Below are 742 nucleotides of genomic sequence, written 5' to 3' on the forward strand. Positions count from 1 at the left end.
TTGTGTGATCTCCCCTGCCAAAAACCTCTATCACTGCTTCGGCTGCGGGGCGGCGGGATCGGTGCTGGACTGGCTGCAACAGACCGAACGGCTGACGTACCCGCAAACTCTGGTACGGCTGCGGGAGTTGGCGGGTTCGTCGTCTGTCGCTGCGGCTGAAACCGTTGCCCCTTCTCCTGCTTCGCCGCCTGCGGTGCGGCAAAAACTCGCCGATCTGGATGATGACGGCCAGGCGCTACTTAACCAGGTGATCGACTTCTATCACCAGCAGTTGCTTGAGTCGCCAGAGGCGCAGGAATGGCTGGTGAGTCGTGGGCTGAACCATCCCGACCTGGTGAGCCACTTCCGGTTGGGCTATGCCGGTGCGCATGGCGTTGGTGGTGAAGCCGGAGTATTACCGTCTACCCAATCCAAGGAGGGTAAACGGCTGCGATGGCGGTTGGCCGAGGTGGGTGTGTTGCGCGAAACCACGCGCCAGGATCACTTCCGGGGCTGTGTGGTGGTGCCGGTGATCGGCTGGGCAGAGTCGGCTACTGTGGCTCATCGTGGCCGGGTGTTGCAACTGTACGGGCGGCGGACACAGCAGGCCAAAAGCGGATCGTCCAAACACCTGTATCTTCCGTCGCCGCTGGCCGGGGTGTGGAATGAACCGGCGCTGAAAGCCTCCCCGGAAGTGATCCTGTGCGAAGCGCTGATCGATGCCATGACCTTCTGGTGTGCCGGGTTCCGCAACGTGATCGCG

General features: G+C 62.3%; 1 protein-coding gene. It reads left to right on the plus strand.

Annotation, left to right across the window (positions count from 1 at the left end; translation table 11 throughout):
• On the plus strand, positions 1 to 742 hold a 742-nt coding region (locus AC2A1E_RS24235), incomplete at both ends, for a CHC2 zinc finger domain-containing protein (protein WP_484385880.1).

Source organism: Serratia sp. HNCC26DJ206, assembly GCF_057180605.1.